General features: G+C 46.4%; 17 protein-coding genes. 12 read left to right on the top strand and 5 right to left on the bottom strand.

What is annotated here, in order from left to right; translation table 11 throughout:
- The first annotated feature begins 22 nt into the window (after nt 1-22).
- The 9 genes from NC796_RS01520 to NC796_RS01480 all read left to right on the top strand — a co-directional run bounded on the left by NC796_RS01520 (nt 23) and on the right by NC796_RS01480 (nt 10,205).
- A complete protein-coding gene (locus NC796_RS01520) occupies nt 23-2,032 on the top strand; it encodes a LysM peptidoglycan-binding domain-containing protein (RefSeq protein ID WP_310681455.1) in 2,010 nt (669 codons plus the stop codon).
- 23 nt (nt 2,033-2,055) lie between these two features.
- Nucleotides 2,056-3,711: a S41 family peptidase gene (locus NC796_RS01515; RefSeq protein WP_310681454.1), complete on the top strand. Its 1,656-nt coding sequence runs from the start codon at nt 2,056-2,058 to the stop codon at nt 3,709-3,711.
- A gap of 3 nt (nt 3,712-3,714) precedes the next feature.
- Complete coding sequence (locus tag NC796_RS01510) at nt 3,715-4,554, top strand: PHP domain-containing protein (protein WP_310681453.1); 840 nt, start codon at nt 3,715-3,717, stop codon at nt 4,552-4,554.
- Nucleotides 4,555-4,567: 13 nt separating this feature from the next.
- On the top strand, nt 4,568-5,044 hold the full coding sequence (gene ribH, locus NC796_RS01505; RefSeq protein ID WP_310681451.1) for a 6,7-dimethyl-8-ribityllumazine synthase: 477 nt from the start codon (nt 4,568-4,570) through the stop codon (nt 5,042-5,044).
- A 65-nt stretch (nt 5,045-5,109) separates the two neighbouring features.
- Nucleotides 5,110-5,931, top strand: a complete 822-nt coding sequence (locus NC796_RS01500) for an isoprenyl transferase (RefSeq protein WP_310681449.1) — start codon at nt 5,110-5,112, stop codon at nt 5,929-5,931.
- 46 nt (nt 5,932-5,977) lie between these two features.
- Nucleotides 5,978-8,467, top strand: coding sequence for an outer membrane protein assembly factor BamA (gene bamA, locus NC796_RS01495; protein WP_310681447.1), 2,490 nt, complete (start codon nt 5,978-5,980; stop codon nt 8,465-8,467).
- Nucleotides 8,468-8,570: 103 nt separating this feature from the next.
- Nucleotides 8,571-9,032 carry an OmpH family outer membrane protein gene (locus tag NC796_RS01490; RefSeq protein ID WP_310681445.1) on the top strand — a complete coding sequence of 154 codons (462 nt, stop codon included), beginning with the start codon at nt 8,571-8,573 and terminating at the stop codon, nt 9,030-9,032.
- Between the two features lie 54 nt (nt 9,033-9,086).
- Nucleotides 9,087-9,626: an OmpH family outer membrane protein gene (locus tag NC796_RS01485; RefSeq protein ID WP_310681443.1), complete on the top strand. Its 540-nt coding sequence runs from the start codon at nt 9,087-9,089 to the stop codon at nt 9,624-9,626.
- 30 nt (nt 9,627-9,656) lie between these two features.
- Nucleotides 9,657-10,205: an OmpH family outer membrane protein gene (locus tag NC796_RS01480; RefSeq protein WP_310681441.1), complete on the top strand. Its 549-nt coding sequence runs from the start codon at nt 9,657-9,659 to the stop codon at nt 10,203-10,205.
- 368 nt (nt 10,206-10,573) lie between these two features.
- On the opposite strand, the gene NC796_RS01475 is transcribed toward NC796_RS01480, so the two are convergent.
- The 5 genes from NC796_RS01475 to NC796_RS01455 form a co-directional block, all read right to left on the bottom strand.
- Nucleotides 10,574-11,686, bottom strand: a complete 1,113-nt coding sequence (locus tag NC796_RS01475) for a hypothetical protein (protein WP_310681439.1) — start codon at nt 11,684-11,686, stop codon at nt 10,574-10,576.
- A 151-nt stretch (nt 11,687-11,837) separates the two neighbouring features.
- Nucleotides 11,838-12,659, bottom strand: a complete 822-nt coding sequence (locus NC796_RS01470; protein WP_310681437.1) for a hypothetical protein — start codon at nt 12,657-12,659, stop codon at nt 11,838-11,840.
- Nucleotides 12,660-12,815: 156 nt separating this feature from the next.
- Nucleotides 12,816-15,593, bottom strand: coding sequence for a TonB-dependent receptor (locus NC796_RS01465; protein ID WP_310681435.1), 2,778 nt, complete (start codon nt 15,591-15,593; stop codon nt 12,816-12,818).
- 85 nt (nt 15,594-15,678) lie between these two features.
- Nucleotides 15,679-16,629, bottom strand: a complete 951-nt coding sequence (locus NC796_RS01460) for a FecR domain-containing protein (protein ID WP_310681433.1) — start codon at nt 16,627-16,629, stop codon at nt 15,679-15,681.
- Complete coding sequence (locus NC796_RS01455; protein ID WP_310681431.1) at nt 16,626-17,201, bottom strand: RNA polymerase sigma-70 factor; 576 nt, start codon at nt 17,199-17,201, stop codon at nt 16,626-16,628. The genes NC796_RS01460 and NC796_RS01455 overlap by 4 nt, the downstream gene beginning before the upstream one ends.
- A gap of 201 nt (nt 17,202-17,402) precedes the next feature.
- On the opposite strand from NC796_RS01455, the gene NC796_RS01450 reads away from it, so the two are divergent.
- The 3 genes from NC796_RS01450 to NC796_RS01440 all read left to right on the top strand — a co-directional run bounded on the left by NC796_RS01450 (nt 17,403) and on the right by NC796_RS01440 (nt 21,639).
- Nucleotides 17,403-18,026 carry a ribonuclease HII gene (locus NC796_RS01450; RefSeq protein ID WP_310681430.1) on the top strand — a complete coding sequence of 208 codons (624 nt, stop codon included), beginning with the start codon at nt 17,403-17,405 and terminating at the stop codon, nt 18,024-18,026.
- A gap of 405 nt (nt 18,027-18,431) precedes the next feature.
- Nucleotides 18,432-20,012, top strand: a complete 1,581-nt coding sequence (pelF, locus tag NC796_RS01445; RefSeq protein ID WP_310681428.1) for a GT4 family glycosyltransferase PelF — start codon at nt 18,432-18,434, stop codon at nt 20,010-20,012.
- Nucleotides 20,005-21,639 (top strand): hypothetical protein, encoded by a 1,635-nt coding sequence (locus NC796_RS01440; protein WP_310681426.1) that lies wholly within the window; start codon nt 20,005-20,007, stop codon nt 21,637-21,639. The genes pelF and NC796_RS01440 overlap by 8 nt, the downstream gene beginning before the upstream one ends.
- The last annotated feature ends 7 nt before the right edge of the window (nt 21,640-21,646 follow it).

Raw genomic sequence — 21,646 nt, 5'->3', positions numbered from 1 at the left:
AGATCAATAAATTCGGTTAGGCATGCAGAAACGGTACTTTAATCTATTAATCATCTTTTTAATTGTTGGCATTTTTAGTACAGAGGTACAAGGGCAGGATTCGGCTGCGGAACTGCAGGAGATCCCAATCGAAAAAAAGTTGCTTCCCTACAACAACCCGATGCTCCCCTCAAAACTTGATTTCTCTGATTCAAGTGAGCCCGATGTCAAAAAACTTGATGAGTTTCAAAAAGAAATTTTAAATCGAATTGCCGGCATTTACCGCTTGCATGTCAATGCTATCGAGGCTCAGATAAATAACGATCCGGTTGATGCGGAAAAAAATATTACCAACGCTCTTTCTTCTATTCAGTCGCTGCTGGATGAATTCCCGGAAGTGCAGTCTAACCAGCGTTTTAATGAGCTTTACCGTTCAGTGATGACTGAATATCGCGAGTTTTACGGAATCCAGGACCCGGTAAACGAGGTGGAGGGTGAAATTTTTGAAATCCAGGAGGAGCTATTCTCAGAAAATTCAGACTGGATGAAAGAGGGTTATGTGCTTCCCGAAAATATTACAATGAACAAGACAGAAGTTCCGTTGCTGCAAAACCGACAGGTTAACCGGCACTTGATGTATTATACCATGCGGCGTCCCGAGGTGATGGAAAAATGGCTGCAACGTTCGGAGAAATACTTCCCCATGATGCGGGAGATTTTTAAAGAAGAGGGGGCACCGGAAGAGCTGATTCACCTTTCCATGATTGAAAGTGGTTTGAATCCCCGAGCGCGAAGCTGGGCTGCAGCGGTGGGGATGTGGCAGTTTATCCGGGCTACCGGTTCCATGTATGGACTTGAGGTAAATTTCTGGGTGGACGAGCGGAGAGATCCTGAAAAAGCGACTCGTGCCGCGGCGCGTCACTTGGTGGACCTCTACAATATCTGGGGCGACTGGCATCTGGCGATGGCCAATTACAACATCAGTCCGCGTGGATTAAAGCGTGCTATTCGTGCCGCCGGCGGTGTAGAGGATTACTGGGCTGCTTATGATTACCTGCCGCGGGAAACACGGGGCTATGTACCCGGGTTTATCGCCGCAACGATGGTTGCACACAATCCCGTCGAGTTTGGTTTCCAGAAAAACTATGAGGGCACGGCGTATGACTATGAAACCGTAGAGGTGGATCCGCTGATGCCGCTGGATGAGCTGGCCAAAGCCGCTTCCATCACAACTGAAGAACTTAAAGAATACAACCCAGAGCTGTTACGCTGGGCCACGCCCCCAGGCAGCAAATATTCGCTGAAGCTCCCCGTGGGTACCAAAGAGGAATTTCTTGAAAACTACGAACAGATTGACAAGGCGGATCGCAGTCGAAATATTGCGATGCACACTGTGCAGCGTGGCGAGACGCTGGGATATATTGCCCGTAAATACGGCACTTCAGTTCGGGCGCTGTATGAGACCAACGAAAATCTCTCAAATGTTATCTACCCTGGCCAAAAGCTAGTGGTGCCGTTGGCTCCCGGCAGCAACGAAAAACTTGCCGTAAATCGGCCGACGCATCAGCCACGGAGTAGTAGCAGTAGCTCCTCAAGTTCGAGGTCGCGCGCCAAAGCACCGGATAACACCACCGGAGTAAGCTACAAGGTTAAGAAAGGAGATACGGTAGGACATATTGCTGAATGGTATGACGTCCGTGCATGGCAAATTCGTGGATGGAACGGGATTTCCAATTACATTCGTGTTGGCCAAACGTTGACAGTATATGTACCGGAGTCCAAGGAAGATTATTATGAGCAGATCAACTCAATGACATTTGAGAAGAAGCAGAGCATTGAAAGAGAGCAGCGTTCTGGTAAAGATGTTACCCAGCTTTATGCTTCAGCGAGCAGTAGTTCCACTTCCAGTTCTGCATCAACATATACGGTTCGTCGCAATGACACGTTAAGTGAAATAGCGACTTCTTTCGGAGTATCGGTCTCTCAGATTAAGAGTCTTAACAATATCCAGGGATCACAGATATACGTTGGTCAGACTCTTCGCATCAAATAGATTTAGCAAAGGTTGACAAGTTTATGAACAAAAAACTAAAAATTACGGCTATTACAGGGTCGTTAGTCCTGTTTATGATGATAGCCGGAGCCGCCAGGCTACCTGACCTGTACTTCCAGATAAAGAAGAACTTCACCATTTTCAGCGAGGTATTTCGGGAAGTGTCCCTCAATTATGTAGATGAGGTTGATCCCGAGAAGCTGATGCGAAAGGGAATCAGTTCGATGCTGGAGACACTGGATCCCTATACAGTATTTATCGATGAGGCTCAAAACCAGGAGCTCGATATTATTACTCGTGGAAATTATGGCGGAGTGGGGCTTGAAGTAGGATTTCGCGGTGATAGAATTGTGGTTATTGCACCTATGGAAGGATACCCCGCTCATCAAAAGGGTATAAGAACCGGTGATGTCATTGTTGCTGTCAACGGGGTGTCTGTTGAAAATCTTTCCGCTGAAGAAGTACAAAATATGACGCTGGGTGAACCGAGTTCTTCCGTTAGCCTTACGATTGAACGATACGGCAACGACCAGCAGCTCGAATTTGAACTAACCCGTCAGCGTATTGACGTTAAGAATGTGGCATACCGTGGGCTGGTTGGTTCGGAAAATGATATAGGATACATCCTGCTCAGCCGTTTTTCACAGAATACTGCTGAAGAGGTCCGCAATGCAATTTCACAACTGCAATCCAAAAATCAGCTTAAAGGATTGATTCTAGACCTGCGGAATAATCCCGGTGGGTTGTTGAATGAAGCAGTGTCAACCGTAGATAAATTCGTAGAGCCCGGCGTAAAGGTTGTAGAAACCCGGGGGCGTCTGAGCGAACACAATAGCGTTTATCGAACTGAAGAGCCAGCCATGCTGGATAAAATGCCGTTGGTTGTTCTGCAGAACGGTGGTAGTGCCAGCGCTTCTGAAATTGTGGCTGGTGCGCTGCAGGACCTTGACCGAGCTGTCATTATCGGGGAACAGAGCTTCGGGAAAGGACTTGTACAGGTGGTGAGACCCTTGTCGTACAATACGGCGCTTAAGATCACAACGGCAAAATATTATATCCCCAGTGGCCGGAGCATCCAGTCGATAACCTATACACATGACGAAAACAATTCGCAGATCAACAAGCCTGACTCCGCCCGAAAAGCGTTTCAAACCCGGAATGGGCGGACGGTGTATGACGGGCAGGGTATCGCCCCGGATATCCAGGTTGCTGAACCTGCACCAAGTTTACTTGAGACCGCCTTGTTCCAGAATAGTCATTTCTTCTTTTTTGCAAATCAGTATGTGGCCAACCACGATACCTTTCAAGCCGAGGGGGTAACTGACGAGATGTTTACCGATTTCCAGGAATATTTAGGCAAAAAGAATTTTAGCTATGAAACTCAGACTGAGCAACACCTGGATGAGATAGAAGAACATTTTGCCAGCATTGATACGGACAACGGCGTCAGCCAGGGTTTGGCTCAGATTGAGCAGGCGCTTGAGAAAGAAAAACAGAAAAATATGCAGGAACAGAAAGACGAGCTCAAAGAGATTCTTTACTTGGAGCTCGTTTCTCGGTACCGGGGCCAGACCGGTAAACACGAAGCTTCCGTCCTTGTTGATCCATTTGTTAAGAAGGGGATTGAAGTCATCAAAAATGCTAACCGATATCGTCAAATACTGGCAATCAACCAATAATTTTTGGGCAAGGCAGATTTACATATCCACACTACCGCCTCCGATGGGAGATTGCGTCCTGAAGAGGTTGCGCCCCTGGCCCGTGAAAATGGGCTTGAGGTTATAGCGATTACCGATCACGATACCATTGAGGGGTATGCCAGGGCGAGGGAGGCCGGTGAAAAAATAGGTGTCGAAGTGTTGACCGGCGTTGAGCTTACCTGCGACTATAACGGCAGTGAAAGTCACCTGCTGGCCTACTGTTTTGATGCTGAAGATCCGGAATTCCAGAAACTCTTGTCCAACCATAAAAAAGCGCGCCTTGAGAGGATGGAGTGGATTGTGGGAGAGCTGGCGAAGCAGGGACTTGATATTGACAAGGAAGAGGTGCGTGCAGAAGCCAGTGGTGGAAATGTGGGGCGTCCCCACGCGGCGTCTGTCTTGGTGAAGAAAGGGTATGTCGGCAGTGCTAAAGAGGCTTTTATCCGGTACCTGGGAAATCACGCGCTTGGCCCGATCCAAAATTATTATGCTTCTCATCTGGAGGCGATACAGGCTGTAAAAGATGCCGGCGGGGCAACGGTGCTGGCTCACCCAAACAGGTTTTACACACAGGATGAACTTGAGGAATGGGTAGAAGCAGGACTCGACGGAATTGAGGTGATTCATCCCAGCCATGATTATGAACAGCAAAAATATTTCCAAAAATTTGCCCAAGAAAATAATCTCCTCATTACCGGTGGTAGCGACTACCACGGCAATGGGAGCGGCTATCTTCGTCATTTTGGAATTGTTACCATGAGCCTTACCCAGGTCAGCAGTCTGAAAAGAATGACAGAACAGCGAAAGAAAATATCAGTATAAACAACATATTTGGATGCCAGTTCAAACAATTGAAGCAGATTTAACAGAAAACTCCTACAAGATCGGTATTGCTGCGGCGCGGTGGAACTCCTTTGTAACCGACAAGATGCTTGACGGTGCACTTGACCTGCTAAAAAGTAAAGGGATTTCCGAAGAGGATATTATCGTAGTTCGCTGTCCCGGTTCATATGAGTTGCCCCTAACCGTAAAAAAACTACTGGACAAGGTAGATGGTGTAATTGCCATTGGGGCGGTCATTCGTGGAGATACCCCCCATTTTGATTATGTGTGCAATGCCGTCAACAGGGGAATATCGGATCTCAATCTTTCATCGGGCAAACCCGTGGCCTTCGGCGTACTCACTACCGACACCGTTGAACAGGCCACCATACGTGCCGATGCAGAATCTTCAAAAGGAAATAAAGGAACCGAGGCGGCACTTGCAGTATTGGAAATGATTTCTCTTACACAACAAATAGACAGCTTATAAGTTATGTTGCTTGAATAACCGAGTATAAAGCGCTAATATAATGAGCTTTTAAATAACTCTTTAGGATGTCATTGGAACCGATTAAGCTTACAGATAAAGAACAGGATGTTGTGGACAAGCAGAAGCAACAGGACCTTGTTGCTTCGGGCGAAGTCCCCAGACACGTAGCCATCATTATGGATGGCAATGGTCGGTGGGCCCAGAGTAAAGGTAATATCAGGGCTTTTGGCCATAAAGCAGGTGTTGATTCGGTGCGTGATATAACCGAAGCCTGTGCACAGCTTGGTGTGGAGTATTTGACGCTCTATGCTTTTTCAACTGAAAACTGGGGGCGACCCAAAGCAGAGGTTAATGCCTTGATGCGTTTGTTGGTGAATTCGTTGAAAAAAGAGGCCGAAAATCTTCACAAAAACAATATAAAACTGGCTACTATAGGACAGATTGAACGTTTTCCCAAAAAATGCCAGGAAGAACTGCAAGAAGCGGCTGATTTAACTTGTGATAATACGCGGCTTCACTTGTGTCTGGCTCTTAGTTATTCGGGCCGCTGGGATATTACCGAGGCCGTGAAGAAACTGGCTGAGCAGGTGAAAGAAGGTGAAATCGATCCCGAAGAAATTGACGACAATGTAATAAGTTCACACCTTTCGACTGCTGAAATTCCGGACCCCGATCTTATTATCCGGACCAGTGGAGAATACCGAATAAGTAACTTTCTTCTCTGGCAACTGGCCTATTCTGAACTGTATATTACAGAGACCTATTGGCCGGATTTCCGCCGAGATGAGCTCTATAAAGCCATTCAATCGTATCAGAGCCGCGAACGGAGATTCGGAAAATTGGAAAATAATAATTCACAAAAGAAAAAGGCCGGTTCTTACGTTTAGTACACTCAACTTAATTCAGAAGTCTAATCTGCGATCAAAGAAAATCGTGATTCAACGCTTATTTACTAAAGCTCTATTCTTTCTACTTACATTTTTTACCGTTCTCTCAACTATCGGTTATGCGCAAGATACAGCTGCCGACTCGTTGGATATTGAGATCAACAACCCGTTGGAGGTCACTCCCAGCCAGTATGAGATACTCAGCCTTACGGTGGAGGGAGGCAGCCATACGGTCCGCCCCTCATTTATTAAAAACACCAGTGGACTAGAAGTCGGATCAACCATTACCATTCCCGGTGATGATATTTCGCAGGCTATCAAAAGGCTCAACAGAACAGGCATATTTTCAGACATTGAGATCAACCAGGTAGGATCTACAGCAAATGGTATACACCTGCAGATTAGTGTGGTGGAACAACCGCGGCTTTCCGATTATGAGATCCGGGGAGTGAAACGGTCTCAGCGGAGTGACCTGCGAGAGCGACTGAACCTGCTGTCTGGTTTTGCTGTAGACAAATCTTCGAAGACGCAGGCGATTAATACGATAAAAAGGTTCTACAGGGAAAAGGGATACTGGTTTACTGAAGTTGATGTTTCGACCAGTGAACCGGATACCGTGCGCAACCGGGTAACCATGTATTTTGATATTGATCCCGGCGAACGACTTGAGATCAAGGATATCCGCTTTGAGGGGAATGATCAATATGATGAGAAGAAACTTCGAAAGACGCTGGATACCATTAAGGAAGACCGCTGGTGGAAGTTTTTCTCCAAAAAGCTTTTTAAGCAGGAAGATTACGAAGAGGCGAAAAGCAATCTACGGTCATTCTATGCCGAAAATGGATTTCGTGATTTTCGAATCGTCGAAGATTCGGTCTTTACCTACAATTACAAAGATGATAAAGAAGGGGTTGGCGTTTGGATCAAGGTCAATGAAGGTCCCCAGTACAAAGTTCGTAACATTACCTGGGAAGGGAATACGGTCTATTCCGACGAGCGTTTAACCCAGGCTCTTGGGTTCCAAAAAGGCGATGTATTTAACGAATCAAAATTTGATGAAAACCTCCAGTACACACAGGGAAGTACTGATGTAACCAGCCTTTATCACAATATCGGGTACCTCTTTTTCCAGGTGCAGCCTGAAATAAATGTCGTCGCCGAAGATTCGCTGGACATCCACCTGAATATTGTTGAGGATGAAATTGCCACGATTAGCGAAGTGTCATTCACCGGCAATACAAAAACACACGATGATGTGGTACGCCGAACCCTGCGAACGATTCCCGGTGAAACCTACAGTCGTCAGGCTATTGTGCGGACCGTACGCGAGTTGGGAACCCTGGGGTATTTTCAGGCTAAAAACATTACGCCAGTCCCCGAGCCCAATTACCAGGATAAAACGGTTGATATTCGTTATGAGCTGGATGAATCCCAGAGTACCGATAACTTTGAGTTCTCCGGTGGATTTGGAGGACGCGGTATCGGGTTGATTCTCTCTGCCAAGCTCAATTTCAACAACTTTTCGATGGGGCGGGCACTTCGCGGCGAAGGCTTTAACCCGATTCCCTCCGGAGACGGCCAAAAACTTTCCCTTGGCGTTCAGGTTACCGGGAGTGGGTACCAGAGTTATAACTTCGGTTTCCAGGAACCATGGCTCAGCGGTAAGCCACTGTCACTCGGTGTCAACTTCAACTACAACCTGATCAAGTATCGCAACACCAACATCCGTAACGAGCTCTTTTCAAGCAGCGTTTCACTCGGTAAACGCCTGAAATGGCCGGATGACTATTTCACACAGCGCACCGTACTTTCTTATCAACTCTATGATGTGGCCGGCGGTGCCTCATTCCTTGCAGAAGGTACGTCCAGTATTTTGAGTATTAAAGAGGTTATTGAACGGAACTCGCTGGATAACCCGATTTCTCCGACGAGCGGTTCCAAGCTGATGTTCTCCCTGGAGGTTGCACCGCCACTGCCCTCATTTGCCCAATTCTACAAGGCAAAAACATCATATCAGAATCACACTACACTGGCCGGTAAGCTGGTATTTACCAATACCGTTGAATATGGATATCTCGGGTATCTTGGATCCGGCCAACGCAGCAATTTTCAGCGGTTTATGCTTGGTGGAACGCAGCTGCAGCAACGACAGAGTTTTATCAATGACAATATTGACCTCCGCGGTTATCCGGGCGGCAACAACGGCTCCATCACCCCGAGGATAGACGGCGAGGAGGTGGGCGGCCGTTTGTACAGCAAATATTCTCTTGAGCTCCGATATCCTGCCGTGAGTGAAGACCAGGTGCAGGTTATCCCATATCTCTTTACCGATGCAGGTAATGCATACTTAAATCTGGAGGACTTCTCCCCGTTCAATGTTAAACGGGCAACCGGTGTTGGCGTCCGTATCTTCCTGCCGATTTTGGGTCTCGTAGACTTAAGTTACGGTTATCGACTTGATGGCCTGCCGGGCACGAACCCACCTGTCAACGCAGGGGAATGGGAGTTCCTGTTTAACATTGGTACCCCGTTCTAATATGGGTGCACTCCGTTCATATAGCTTACTGCTGTTATCTTTCACCGCAGCGTGTTTGCTGTTTGCTTCTTCTGCGGTTGCTCAGACTCAAAAGATCGGGTATGTGAATACGGACAGAATTTTGGAGCAGATGCCTGAGTATAAAGGTATAGATCAGCAATTGCGTAAGCTAAGCCAGGAGTGGAAGAATGAACTGGAACGCATGCAGAACGAGATTGAAGAGCTTAAACAGGATTTTGCTGACAGGGAGATTCTGTATACTGATGAAGTACGAAAGCAAAAGCAGGCCGATATCAGGCAGCAGGTGCGCCAGCGCGAGCAGTACATGGAACAGAAGTTTGGAGCGGAGGGCGAATACTTCTTACAGCAAAAAGCGCTGTTGGAACCGATACAGAGAAAAGTATTTGAGGCAATAAATACGGTAGCCGACCGTAATGGATATGATTTCGTGTTCGACAGGGCAGGCGATACCAGCATGCTCTATTTTCAACAGGAATGGAATTTAAACGATGAGGTACTTATTGAACTGGGGATCTCCACCAGTGAAAATGAGGTAAGCAATTAAGAAAAATAGTTAGTATTATCACACGCCATTATAACAGCTAAAAGTTTATTATTTATGCTTAGAAAGCTACTCACTACAGCTTTTGTCCTTTTATTTGCAGCTTCAGTTACTGCACTCGGTCAGAATCAAGATCTCAAAGTGGGTTATATGAATCCACAGGAGGTCTTGAGCCAACTTCCTGAACGAGCTGAAATTGAACAGAAGTTGAGCTCATATATTGAAGAAAGAAGATCTGAGCTTTCACAAAAAAGTACAGATTTTCAACAGGCGGTGAGCACGTTTCAACAGAATGCCGCATCGATGTCAGAACAGCAGCAGCAACAACGTCAACAGGAGCTTGCCACCCAAGAGCAGGAGTTGAGGGAGTTGCAGCAGAGCGTGCAGCAGCAGATACAGCAGCGACGTTCCGAGCTTATGGCTCCCATCTATAACCGGATGGACCAGGCTATAGCGACTGTTGCAGAGGCAAATGGGCTCGATTTTGTGTTGAATGAAACCACCGGAATGGGCGAAACCATTATTTTCTATTCTGCTGATCAGAAATTGAATATCACTCAGCAGGTTCTGAATCGCATGAATAGCGACTCAAATTAATCCAGAATAATATCAAAAGAGCTACCAATTATGTTTAAGCGAGCTACTACGTTTTTAATTTTATGTTTGGCATTTTCAGGGTTGGTCAATCTGCAAAATGCGCAGGCACAAAACAATCTCTCAATCGGCTATGTGGATCCACAGGCTATCCTAAGCAAGATGCCTGAAATGAAAGCCGTTCAGCAGCGCCTGCAAAATTTTGCTGACCGCAAGCGACAGGAGCTGCAGGATAAGCAGGCTTCTTTCCAGGAGCAGGTAACGGCCTATCAACAGAAGTCCGCTGTTATCTCGGAAGAGGCCAAACAAAAGGAAGAGCAACGACTGGGACAACTGCAGACGGAACTGCAGCAATTTCAAACCCAGCTTCAGCAGGAAATTCAGCAAAAACAGCAAGAGCTTGTTGGACCACTGCTACAGCAGATTGAGGAAGCGATAAATACTGTTGCAGAGGAGCGAGGCCTGACATATGTGCTGAACACAACCACAAGCAACGGCGATGTGATTATTCTCTATGCTTCTCCCAGTGCTCGTGAGCAATATGACATAACCGACCAGGTGATGCAGCAGCTGGGTATTTAACCACTAGTTTTAGAAAATTATAAAGTAAAAGCCCCGAATGTTATGTTTGGGGCTTTTTTTGTTATAAATCAGGTTAGCCAACGTTTTCACAAATATTTATTTAGTTAGGCTAAAATCTTTCAACTACGTGATTCCGATTTTCCTTATTATGTGAATCCGATTCACATTACTATGTAATTCCCCTTCACATACCTATGTTAATGCAATTTTCCTTACTATGTGAATTGGATTCTCATTACTATGTAATTTTGATTTACATAGTAATGAAATTTGCCTTCATATGGGAAAGGCATTAGAGCTGGGAGGGTTAAGCACATTCAGTGCTTCTTAAGATGACTACAGAGAGATGACATCTCTTTTAGAGCATGCTACTTCATTCGGCGTTTCCTGTTCTTGATGTAGTCTTCAAAAATATATTCACCAAGATTATCCAGGGAGGAGAAATACGCCCGTCCCTTGTTCGCTTCCGTAAGCTCACGCACGAAATCCTGCAGATAGGGGTCGCGCGCAATCATGAAGGTGGTGATGGTAATATCATCCCGCCGGCATTTCACTGCTTCGTCCAGCACTTTGTTAACAATTTTACGATCCAGCCCATAACTGTTTTTGTACATCTTTCCATTTTCAATCATGCAGGATGGTTTCCCGTCGGTGATCATAAACACCTGCTTGTTGGTAAACTTGCGCCGGTGCAGCGTATGCCGGGCCAACTCAAGCGCCTGCTTCGTATTTGTGTGATAGGGACCGACTTCAAGGTAGGGCAGATCCTCAATATTTACCTTCCACGCCTCATTGCCAAAAGCCACAATATCCAGCGAGTCTTTGGAGTAGTCCCTCATAATAAGCTCTGAGAGCGCCATAGCGACTTTCTTTGCCGGGGTGATACGGTCTTCACCATAGAGAATCATTGAGTGGCTTAAATCAATTAATAATACGGTGGCAGCAGAGCTATAGTGATCGGTGTCATGCACGCGCAGATCATCTTCATGCAGGTTCACCTGGTCAATGGAGCTGTGCTTCAGCATGTTCATCATAGTACCGACGCTGTCAATATTACTGATATCATCACCCTGGTGCCAGGGACGGGTCTCAGGTTGGCGTTCCCGCCCGGTACCGGTGTAGTTGGTCTTGTGTCCACCAGTACTTCCTTTTTTAAGATCTTTAAAAATTTCTTCAAGCGAACGTTGACGCAGACTTCGTTCGGTTTTCCGGGTTATAACGATTTGTTGCTGCTCACCATCTTCCCGGATATAACCGCGCTCCTTCATCTCCTCAACAAAGTCACCTAATCCATAACCATCGTCGAACTGATCCGTCATACCGTATTCATTGTCCAGTTCGGTTAACCACCGCAGGGCTTGGGCGACATCTCCACTGGCCACAGTCAACAACTCCTGGAAAAGATCCCACAGGGTGTCAAACGGGGTTTTACCGGTTCCTTTTCGAAAACGCTCATCCCACTGTTGATATTTGAAATACATAAGTGTTCACTTGGTTTTTGTTACTACTTTATAACCAGCAGAGCGAAAGAAAAATTCATTGTCCATGACTATATCACATGATCACAAGAATGGGTATAAAATTCAATAAGAACTACATGAGTGCAACCTCAAGATACAGCAGAGTATCAATTTAGAACTGTGGTTTATCCGGTAAATGTTGCTTTCCGGGAAGGGGGTCTCCCTCTTCACCCAGAAAATTGACAGATCCATTTCCGCTGACCGTGAACAACCAGGTGTGAGAGCTTGTGCAGCCCGAGGGACAATCCCCAAATCCCATCTCAAAATAATACCTGAGTTCGTTGCTAAAGAATAGCACGTTTATTTCATCGCCATCGGTAATCATTTCGGAACCGGCTTCCGTAATATCTTGGTGTTTTTTAAACAAACCCCCGACTGCAAATACATTGACTACGCGATCTGATTGCAGTGTTACTATGGCATGAGAGCTGGACTCCAACATCTTATATTCGACTAATGACAGGTCAAACTCATTGATCAGTTCATCTATCTCTGCATTGCCGGTCAATGTTTCTTCATTTTTCCAGGCTTTCGTCCACGTGGCCGTTGTATCAACATGAACAACAACCTGTCGCGGGTGGGAGGGGACCCGGGCATGAATTTGGAATTCGTCGGTTACTTCCTGCGCTTTCTGGAGCCCGGAAGTGGCAATATGGATCAGCCCGTTATATAGATTTTCTGCCAGCTTGTCGGGTACGGAAGTTTCGCTGGAGTTAGAGTTGTTGACGTATCGAATTGCCAGTCTTTCAGCATCTGCCCGATAGGCGTTCTGTTGCTCTTCAGTTAGCTCTTCTTCAGGCCCGTTAATTATTTCGGGACCGAGCTCCCAGCCAGTCCGATTTGAGAGAGAGTTGGAATTGGAAAGGTCGCAGCCATACAGTATTAATGTTATTGCAAAAGATACCAGATAAAAGGAAAGGGTGGTGTATTTCATTGGATAGATCGACTCTTTTCCACAATTATTATTCTGCCGCCTATTGTTATTACACCTTGAAGATGCGAACTAACTAGTAACGCTTCCAAAGATTAGAACAATATTAGCTGATTAAATCCAATACCAGAATGCGTAAGTAGATCTAAATAATCGGTACTAATATTCAATTTTTATGCTCAGTGAAGGGCTGAATCCCGGCATGGTGCGCTTGCTTTTTTGATACTGCTGGCCGCCCGGTTCAGTAGGCTGCAGGCTCCAGTCGATGGTATTTTGATGATCCAGCAGATTGATAAGATCCAGACGCACCTCCATCCCGAACTTGTCAAATTCGGGAGCATAGATAAGCGAAACATCAAGCTGGTGAAAAGGAGGGAGCTTATCATTTTCGGGATTATTGAAACTGTATTCTTCAAAATTTTGCCCTCCCTCATAAAAGAGGAAATTATAGTAGGCCTGCCGGAATCCCCATGTTCGGCCCAAAATCGTTTGCCATTTCAGAACGGATGAAAAGCCTGGGAATAGTCGACTCAGGATGCGAAACTGAAATCTGTGAGGCTCGTTCCAGGGGGCAGGCATGGAGCGACCAAACTGTGTATCCAAATTGATCCGGTTGTAATTATAATCATAACCGGCCATCAATTTTAACTTTGTATCAAATATCGATTGATGAGCGCGCAGTCCCACTCCCAGCGATTTCATATCGGTTGCTTCTGCAAAAGCACTAAAATCGGAGCGGTTCAGTGTCACACCCTGCAGCAGGTTTTCATATGAAGCGATGTAGGTGGTGGGCTGCCATTTGTAGAATCCCTCCAGCTTCAGGCTGGTCGTGGTTGATGGCTCCAGGTGAAAAGAACTGCTCAAATGCCAGGCTTTGGGCACCTTGCTGGTCCCGGCATGCGACCATACCGCAATGGAGGGAACAAGGGAGGTCGGGCCCGGGTTCGTAATATCAAATTGATTAATAAACTGTCGATAGAGCCCGCCCGAAAGACGTGCTGACCAGTACCCTATACTCGATTCGGGTCGATCATACTGAAGGCTGGCGCGGGGCTCTGAGTAAAACTGGGTGACAGGCTGTACCAGGGTAAGGCGGTTGCCGGCCGTAAGCTTCCAGTATTCGCCCAGTCGCCAGTTGCCGTTCAGGTAGCCACTGTAGAACGTTGACTCTTGGTCGGAGAGGGTACGCAGGTAAAAAAGCTCGCTCAGGTCTACGCGAGATTTCACAAAATCAAGTTGGACTCCCCCGTCCAGATTGAAATGTGGGCTAAAGCTGTAGGTGCCACTGGTGCGAAATGCAATATGTTGAATGCGGTTGGCATTGCGTTGGGTAGGAATTCGGCTTTGCACACTGGACTCACTAAAGGCACTATAGGCGGCGTCAGCGTTACCAATTATCAAGTTTAAATCCGGAATATCTGCAATTGCACTGGTCCCAATCCGGTAGCGATGGTTGAAGCGGTTGGAGCTGAAACTCAGCTGTGATCGCAAGTCGAAGCGGGATGAAACAAAGTGATCATAAGTGATCTGACCCATCACATTGTTCCAGCGATACACATCCTGTGCATAAAGATACTGGGGGAGCTCCTCATTCTCGGGAGCCTGCCGGAGCAGATCTGTATTGACGGAATTTTCACCGGTATAAAACGAGGCTGAGAGCGTTCGGTAGGGATCGATATTATACCGTGAGGCCAGGTGCAGATCGTAAAACCGGACGTCGGAATGGTGCTCACGCGGCTGGTATAAGGAGGCATCGGCATCAGAATTGATCAGCAGATTGGTAACCAATGGATCCAGTGCATCCCACTCCTGTAGTGTTTGTTGGAGGGAGGGTTCCTGGTATAGATCCCAGTAGTTGGTGCGGCCCGCTGCCATGATATCCAGGCTGGAAGAGTCGGCACCTGTCGACAACTGAAGATCGGCACGGCCATTGAGGCTCAAAGGGTCGACCTGCAGCATGGCGCTCGGCTGCTTCGGATTGTCGAGATCATGCTTTAGGTTGACGAGACCAGCGATCTGGCTGCCCTGGGGCACGCCATACCCCGCTTTGTGCAGCTCTACTTTGCTGATGGCATAGGGACTAAATGCACTGAACATCTTGCCAAAGCTGTAGGGATTATAAATCGGCACACCGTCCAGCAGGATGCGGTGCTCGCCGCCCTGTCCGCCCTGCAGGTGAAGATCGGTCATCGGCAGCCCGTACTGCACACCCGGTAAGAGGGAAAGGCTGTGGATGGCATTCTGCAGCCGCCCATTGGGCTCCCATTCGGAGTCGGAAGCAATTGCTTCGCCCTGAGATCGATTAAAAGGCATTTGGGGGACATGTCCGGTTACTACAATAGGCGTAAAGTCGACTGGTTTGGGCTCCAGCGCGATTTGTTGTTGAAGATTTTGGTTTGGGTGAATTTCCACTGTTTTTTGAAGGGGCTCGTAACCTATATAGCTAAAAATGATTCTATAGGTACCCGAAACCAGTCGGTTGATGGAAAAGTTACCGCTTTCACTGGTGCTGGTTCCTCCAGAGGCGTCTGCCAGCATTACGGAGGCACCTGGAAGAGGATCCCCGGTTTCCTGGTCTACCACTTTTCCATAAAATGAGCCATATGCAGGTTTCTCGTGAACAGTTCTGACGATAACTATGGTGCCGGAAGAGAGTGTCAGAAAGTCGAGAGAGGTATCGGTAAGAATGTTTTGTAATATCTCAGAGACCTGCTGGTCCTGGAGTCGCTTATAGATCGTAATATCTTTAACCAGTGCCGGATCATACGCCATGTCTATGCCCGTCTCGATGGCAATTTTGTCAAGTACATGGCTGAGGGGCACGCCACGAAATTCAAACGAATACTGGTCCTGGGATTGTTCCTGTGCCTTGAGGTTTGAGCTACTAAAAGCCAAAAGAATCAGGCAGGTCCATATGCAGGAGATTGTTTTAGGCATCAGTTGTTATCTGGAAGTTTTATTTTGCTCATGTCTGCTTTTCCCCTGATTGGTACTGAGGCTGTAGATAACCTTGTTTCATTACTTAATATACGCGATAACCATTTGCTGTTTCTGCATATCGAAGCCCTTTAACTCGGCAAATATCCTTCAGTATTGATTCCAGATCTTTGGGATTCGCGTAGTAGGTGGTGAGTGTTTCATGGGCCGCATAGTCCCGTTGTAGTTCGATCTCAGTATTAAAGCGACGCTCCAGCTCCAGGAAAATAACTCCCAGTGTCTTATTGTTAAATATCAACTTATTATCTCGCCATCCCAAAAAACGATCGATAGAGACCGCTTCCGGGGTAGTCGGCTTTTGGAGGTTTGCCGTTAGCCTGCTGAGTTGTCCCGGGCTGATGGTTACCGAGCTGTCTGGATCATTTACGGGATATAACTTCACGGATCCCTCTGAGACTGTTACCTCGGTTTCCAGGCCTGGTTCGTTGCTCCATGAGCGGACGTTGAACTTTGTTCCGGTGACTCTCACCGTAGCATGGTTGGCATTGACCAAAAACGGGTTGTCACTGCTTTTTACAGAAAAGAACGCCTCCCCATCCAAATTGATGGTTCGGTTTGTGAATGAATAAAGCAGATTATATTCAATTTTACTGCCGCTGTTCAGTTCCACCTCAGACCCATCCGGCAGTTCCACCGTCGTCGTTTCCCCATAGGGGGCTTCAGCAGTTCGAGGAACAAACAAGATGCCCGCACCAAACAAAAGCAGTACCACAGCTGCCGCCGCCACCCATCTCCATGCCAGGGGAGGTCGGTTTGGGGAACCAGATACTGAGTCGGAAAAATCAGGGAGACGATCGTGTACCATGCCTAACGCCTGTTCGGTTTCCTCCTTTGAAATTATTGACTGTTCAGGGCCCGCTTTAGCGCTTCGGTCCCATATGTTCTTTACTAATTCTTTTTGTTCGGAGGGAAAGTTTTTTATCAGCTTTTCCAGTTCCGACCTGTTATTAGTGTTATGTCCGTTGGTATCAGTCATAACTTTTCCTTTGCTTCTTGCTGGTGTTTCTCATAACGATTTCGCAGCGCATCCAGTGCCGCCACGATATGGTTGTTAACAGTATTAGGTGATATATCCATCACTCCTGCAATTTCATCATGGTCCAAGCCATCGAACCGGCTCAGTTCAAACGCCTCGCGCTGTCTTTCCGGCAGTTCCTTGATCCATTTTTTCAGCAGGGCTAAAACTGGCCCCGATTCTTCCGGCATTTGAATTCCATTTTCGGATTCCATCTGGTCTTCATTCAGTACATCCAGTCCAACCATCTCCTCTGAATGATCACGAATATGATTCAGTGAACGGTTGCGTACTATCCTGTACACATACGCTTTGATGGACTGCCCGGGATCCACTTGGTGTCGTTTTTCCCAAAGCTTTACAAATGCGTCCTGAACGATGTCACTGGCTACGGTCTTTCGTTTCGTGTAGCGCATGGCAAAATGGACAAGCCGGGGGTACATGGACCGGAAAAAGCTATTAAAAGCCTCCTGGTCCGACTCGGAAATTTTTTTAGCCCATATGCGTATCTGTTCAGGAGTCGGTTTTTCCATCAGTTTGCTATAGTACTATTACACTTTCAGAAATGGGGTAACTACCATATTCCAATATTTTTTTTCTATAAAATTGTTGGTTGGCTGTCTTTTCAAACTCTTCCCTAAAAGTTCTGTTTTTTTTAGATTTTTTTATCGTTTTTGGAATAAAAATTTATCAGTTTATGAACGTCTTTTGCCAGGGTAAACGTATTACAGAATATGAATTCGAGACTGGAATTTGAAGAAAAGTTGTGGGACGAGGGGTACACCCGTATTATGGGACTTGATGAAGTAGGACGTGGATGTCTGTCGGGTCCTGTGGCCGCAGCAGGTGTCATTTTAAAACCCGGCAGTGATATTGCAGGTATCCAGGACAGCAAAACGTTGGACCTTCAGGAACGAACAGAACTAGCCGATGTAATTAAACAGAAAGCACTGTTTTGGACTGTCCAGTATTGCAGCGTGGATGAGATCGATGAGCTAAACATTTTGTGGGCTTCACTTAAGGCGATGCAGAAATGTGTCGATAAACAGGGTGCAAATCCGGATTACCTGTTGGTGGATGGTAACCGGTACGGCAGTAGCATGACGCCATATACCTGTCTTGTTGGAGGCGATGATCGCTCTGTAAGCATCGGCGCAGCATCCATACTTGCCAAGGTTCACCGCGACGAGCTGATGAAAGATCTGCATGAAGATTATCCGCACTATGGTTGGGAAACAAATGTAGGGTATCCAACGGCCCAGCACTATGAAGGACTGGAAGAACACGGCATCACACGCTATCATCGCCGGAGTTTTAATCTGCGGACAGAGAAAGAATTTAGTGATCAGGACGATTAGCTCTAAGGGTAAGTACTACTTATTCATACTGACCTCTTTCCTATTCAGCAAAGAGGGGGCATTCTTAAACAAATTTCGATGAGATCAAGCTTTGCCAGAATTACCAGGTCTTTAGGTTTTTTATGGTTGGCTTTTTTAAAAGATAGTCCAAATGGATATAAACTGGCTTAAAGATAGTCCAGGAAATCAGAACTGGTATTGAGTTATTTTAGAGTTTCCTAATCGAAATATGAGTTTGTGTCTGTTACATTAGGGTGGAACGATTAAAGGAAACCCAAAGCCTGATCACCTTTGGGGCTTCAACTAAATATTGTTGACTGACAATTAGCGAAGGACAATGCCTGTGAAGGTTTGCCAATCTTGCGGTCAGTTATCGGTCAGGGCTTAAAATTTAGGTGTACAACATTGGATGATAAATTGAACATACTGCTTCAAACGGAAGGAGCATATCCTTTTGTGAAGGGCGGAGGAGTCTCAACTTGGTCTGAGATAATGTGCAACCAGCTTGTAGACCGCGTCAACTTCACGATATATGCACTCCTGGGCAATCCCTATTACGATGTTCAATACGATTTGCCCTCCAATATAAAGTCGATACTTAAAATACCGTTGTGGGGCAGTGAACTCCCGATAGCATATTACGAGCCAGAAAGGCTGTTTTCTTCGATCGCCTCTGAGAAGGAATTTACTCACGAAGCGGCGGTTCATGAACAATTTCTACCGTTATTTGACCAGTTTATGGATTGCCTTACGCGTCCGCATTCGAGTAACCCGGAAAAGGTTGGCATACTACTATACCGGTTTTGGCAATATTTTAATCGTTACAGTTATAAGGATACTCTTCGCGATCAGCGGGTATGGGAAAAATTCAGCGGTAAAATACATGATTTTTATTCTGCTGATGTTTTGGGTAGAAAGGTAGATTCATTCAATTTACTGAATGCTACATTTGGCATGCGCTGGTTATATCATTACCTGATGCCACTCGACGTAGGGGTGCCACGGGTTGATGTTTCACATTCCACCTCTTCGGGCTTCCCGGCCATCGCCTCCATTATCGGGAAGTTTGAGCATGGAACACCGTCTGTGATCAGTGACCACGGGGTTTTTATCCGCGAGCGGATCAAAGGCATCAATGCGAGCGAAGATATTGGGTATTTCTCCAAAAAAATGTTGATCAATTTATCGGTCATTATTGCAAAGGCGGCATATCACTATGCTGATGTTATCTGCCCGGTGACGAAATCTCACAGCACGTGGGAACTGAGGTTCGGGGGGAGTGATGATAAAATCAGGCCGATCATTAATGGGGTTGATATCAATAAATTTAAACCTCTCAACGAGGCAGATAAGATATCCTATGAGCGTCCCACGGTAGTAGCCCTTGCCAACCTGTTCCCATTGAAAGGTATCGAAACGATGATCAAAACCTGCCGGCGTGTAAGGGAAGATATCCCAGAGGTACAGTTTCTTTTGTATGGGGATACGACCGTTGATGAAGAGTATACTCAGAAGTGCAAAAAACTGGTAAAAGAGCTCAACCTGGAGCACCATTTCTATATTAAAGGATTCCACGATAATCCCACTGAAGTTTATAACAAGGGAGATATCTCAATATTGACCTCGATATCAGAAGGGGCCCCATATACCGTACTGGAATCGATGAGCTGTGGATGCCCGGTGGTAGCCACGGATGTCGGCGGTGTGCGCGAAGTGCTGGAGCGATGCGGGATCATTTGCCGCTCCGGGGCGGTGGAGGAGTTGGCTGAAGGGGTGACAAAACTTCTGAAAGATGATCTTTTCAGAAAAGTGTTGGGAGAGGAATCCCGTCGTATTGTACTTTCCAACTTTACAGCAAAAAAGACAGTCGATGCCTATTACGAGGAATACAGGAAGTTGGTGCACAAGCCGAGGGTTCCGCTCAAAACCAGACTCAAGGATAGTTACAGTTTCCAGAAAAACGGGGTGAACCACAACTATGCCTGAGATTGCTGCATTACATAGCAACGCTAGGAAGGAAGCGGTAGACCATCTTAGCCGAAAGGTGCGCCAGTCTATGGAAGTGCCTACTGATGTGTATGCTGTGGCGGTAGAGCTGGAGTCGATGGGGGTCAATGACAAGCGGGCTCGCAAAGAGTATAGGTTTAACTCGATCTTTGATCTGGCGGAGGAGGTTTACGAGCAAATTAAGCAGGAGCTGGATGAAGAACTGTCGGAGGACAAAACCAAGCAGCAGCAGAAATTAACGAGTGGTTCAGTTTGGGAACGCATTTTGGCATTTGTTCGATATTACGGGGCAGGATTGCTTTTTATGGCCCCGATGTTTTCGCAGATTTTGTCGGTGGTTTTCATCACCTATTCGCTGTGGGCGTGGCTTTACTTTAATGAGTTGCAGGCCACGGTTATTGCGATCGGCACCATTGTAGCGTTTGTGGCTACAGGAGGTATAACGCTTACGGCGGGACGGGAGATCTCCTACTACTTCAGGGGACAGGAGAACTATTACCTTTCCTACAAAGTCTCGCGAAATATATTTGGCATCGGTTTGCTGGTACTGCTTGCGGTCGGTATGCTGATTTATCTTGTCAACCTGGTTATCCCGTTTTATCCCCATAACATGATGGTGTTGAGTGGTATTTACATGCTGTTTATCGGTATCTGGCTACTTTCTTCCACCATACTTTATGCTTTGCAAAAGCACTTTATGATTTTGATGGCCGTGCTGGCAGGTACTGGGGTCGTCATTTTGGGAATGGAATACCTCGACATGGGAATCTATTACTCCCATTGGTTCGGGATTTTTATCTCTTCGCTGGTAATGTTGATCTACAGTTTTTCATTCCTCAAATATCAGATTTACAAAAATGAGGCGGATACCAAGAAACAGCATCTGCCCAAATTTGAGGTTAAGTATTACAACAACTACCGCTATTTTATCTATGGCACCTGTTATTTCCTGTTTCTGTTCCTCGATCGCATTATGGCATGGTCCACGGGAACGCCACCCCCGCCTTATATCATCTGGTTCAACACATCATATGAACTGGGCATGGACTGGGCGCTGATAAGCCTGGTGTTAATTACCGCTTCCCTGGAATACAGTGTCAACCGGTTTTCAACGCTGATTCTCCCGATTCAGAAGAAAACAAACCTGACGTTTAACAAGAAATTCCATGATTTTTTCAAAGATTTTTATATACGCCAGCTTTTTTTGCTTTCCATGGTGGGGCTGCTTTCAATCATTGGCAACTATTACCTGGTAAACAGTTTCAGGGGGATGTCCAGTGAAATCCAGATTGTGGAGGATTTTTTCTCGAGTGCGGTGCTCTACAAGGTTTTTTGGCTGGCCAGCTTTGGTTACCTGTTTACATCGGTTGGCCTGATGAATACGCTTTTTTTCTTCACACTGGGCAGACCCGAGCCGGTGGTAAGGGCAATGACAATTGCTATTCTGGTTAATATTGTAGTCGGTTTCGTCTGCAGCCGCTGGTATTCTTTTGAATATGCCGTTGTCGGGTTGGTTGCCGGTGGTCTGACGTTCGCAGTTATTACGGCCGTCTATGCCCGCCGGTTTTTTGGAGATCTGCATTACTACTACTATTCGGCATATTAAATTTGAA

This window comes from Aliifodinibius sp. S!AR15-10 (assembly GCF_031569985.1).
In the GTDB taxonomy this organism is placed as follows: domain Bacteria; phylum Bacteroidota; class Rhodothermia; order Balneolales; family Balneolaceae; genus JAMQKA01.
The sequence above is the reverse complement of the archived record's forward strand: the minus strand, read 5'-3'. Positions and strand labels throughout refer to the sequence as shown.

What these genes read in the sequence shown, in the direction of transcription:
- NC796_RS01455 (WP_310681431.1), bottom strand. Translation starts at nt 17,201, where the DNA reads ATGGAAAAACCGACTCCTGAACAGATACGCATATGGGCTAAAAAAATT.
- NC796_RS01465 (WP_310681435.1), bottom strand. Translation starts at nt 15,593, where the DNA reads ATGCCTAAAACAATCTCCTGCATATGGACCTGCCTGATTCTTTTGGCT.
- NC796_RS01475 (WP_310681439.1), bottom strand. Translation starts at nt 11,686, where the DNA reads ATGTATTTCAAATATCAACAGTGGGATGAGCGTTTTCGAAAAGGAACC.
- NC796_RS01450 (WP_310681430.1), top strand. Translation starts at nt 17,403, where the DNA reads ATGAATTCGAGACTGGAATTTGAAGAAAAGTTGTGGGACGAGGGGTAC.
- NC796_RS01485 (WP_310681443.1), top strand. Translation starts at nt 9,087, where the DNA reads ATGCTTAGAAAGCTACTCACTACAGCTTTTGTCCTTTTATTTGCAGCT.
- NC796_RS01515 (WP_310681454.1), top strand. Translation starts at nt 2,056, where the DNA reads ATGAACAAAAAACTAAAAATTACGGCTATTACAGGGTCGTTAGTCCTG.
- NC796_RS01480 (WP_310681441.1), top strand. Translation starts at nt 9,657, where the DNA reads ATGTTTAAGCGAGCTACTACGTTTTTAATTTTATGTTTGGCATTTTCA.
- NC796_RS01520 (WP_310681455.1), top strand. Translation starts at nt 23, where the DNA reads ATGCAGAAACGGTACTTTAATCTATTAATCATCTTTTTAATTGTTGGC.
- NC796_RS01500 (WP_310681449.1), top strand. Translation starts at nt 5,110, where the DNA reads ATGTCATTGGAACCGATTAAGCTTACAGATAAAGAACAGGATGTTGTG.
- NC796_RS01460 (WP_310681433.1), bottom strand. Translation starts at nt 16,629, where the DNA reads ATGACTGATACCAACGGACATAACACTAATAACAGGTCGGAACTGGAA.
- NC796_RS01440 (WP_310681426.1), top strand. Translation starts at nt 20,005, where the DNA reads ATGCCTGAGATTGCTGCATTACATAGCAACGCTAGGAAGGAAGCGGTA.
- NC796_RS01470 (WP_310681437.1), bottom strand. Translation starts at nt 12,659, where the DNA reads ATGAAATACACCACCCTTTCCTTTTATCTGGTATCTTTTGCAATAACA.
- ribH (WP_310681451.1), top strand. Translation starts at nt 4,568, where the DNA reads ATGCCAGTTCAAACAATTGAAGCAGATTTAACAGAAAACTCCTACAAG.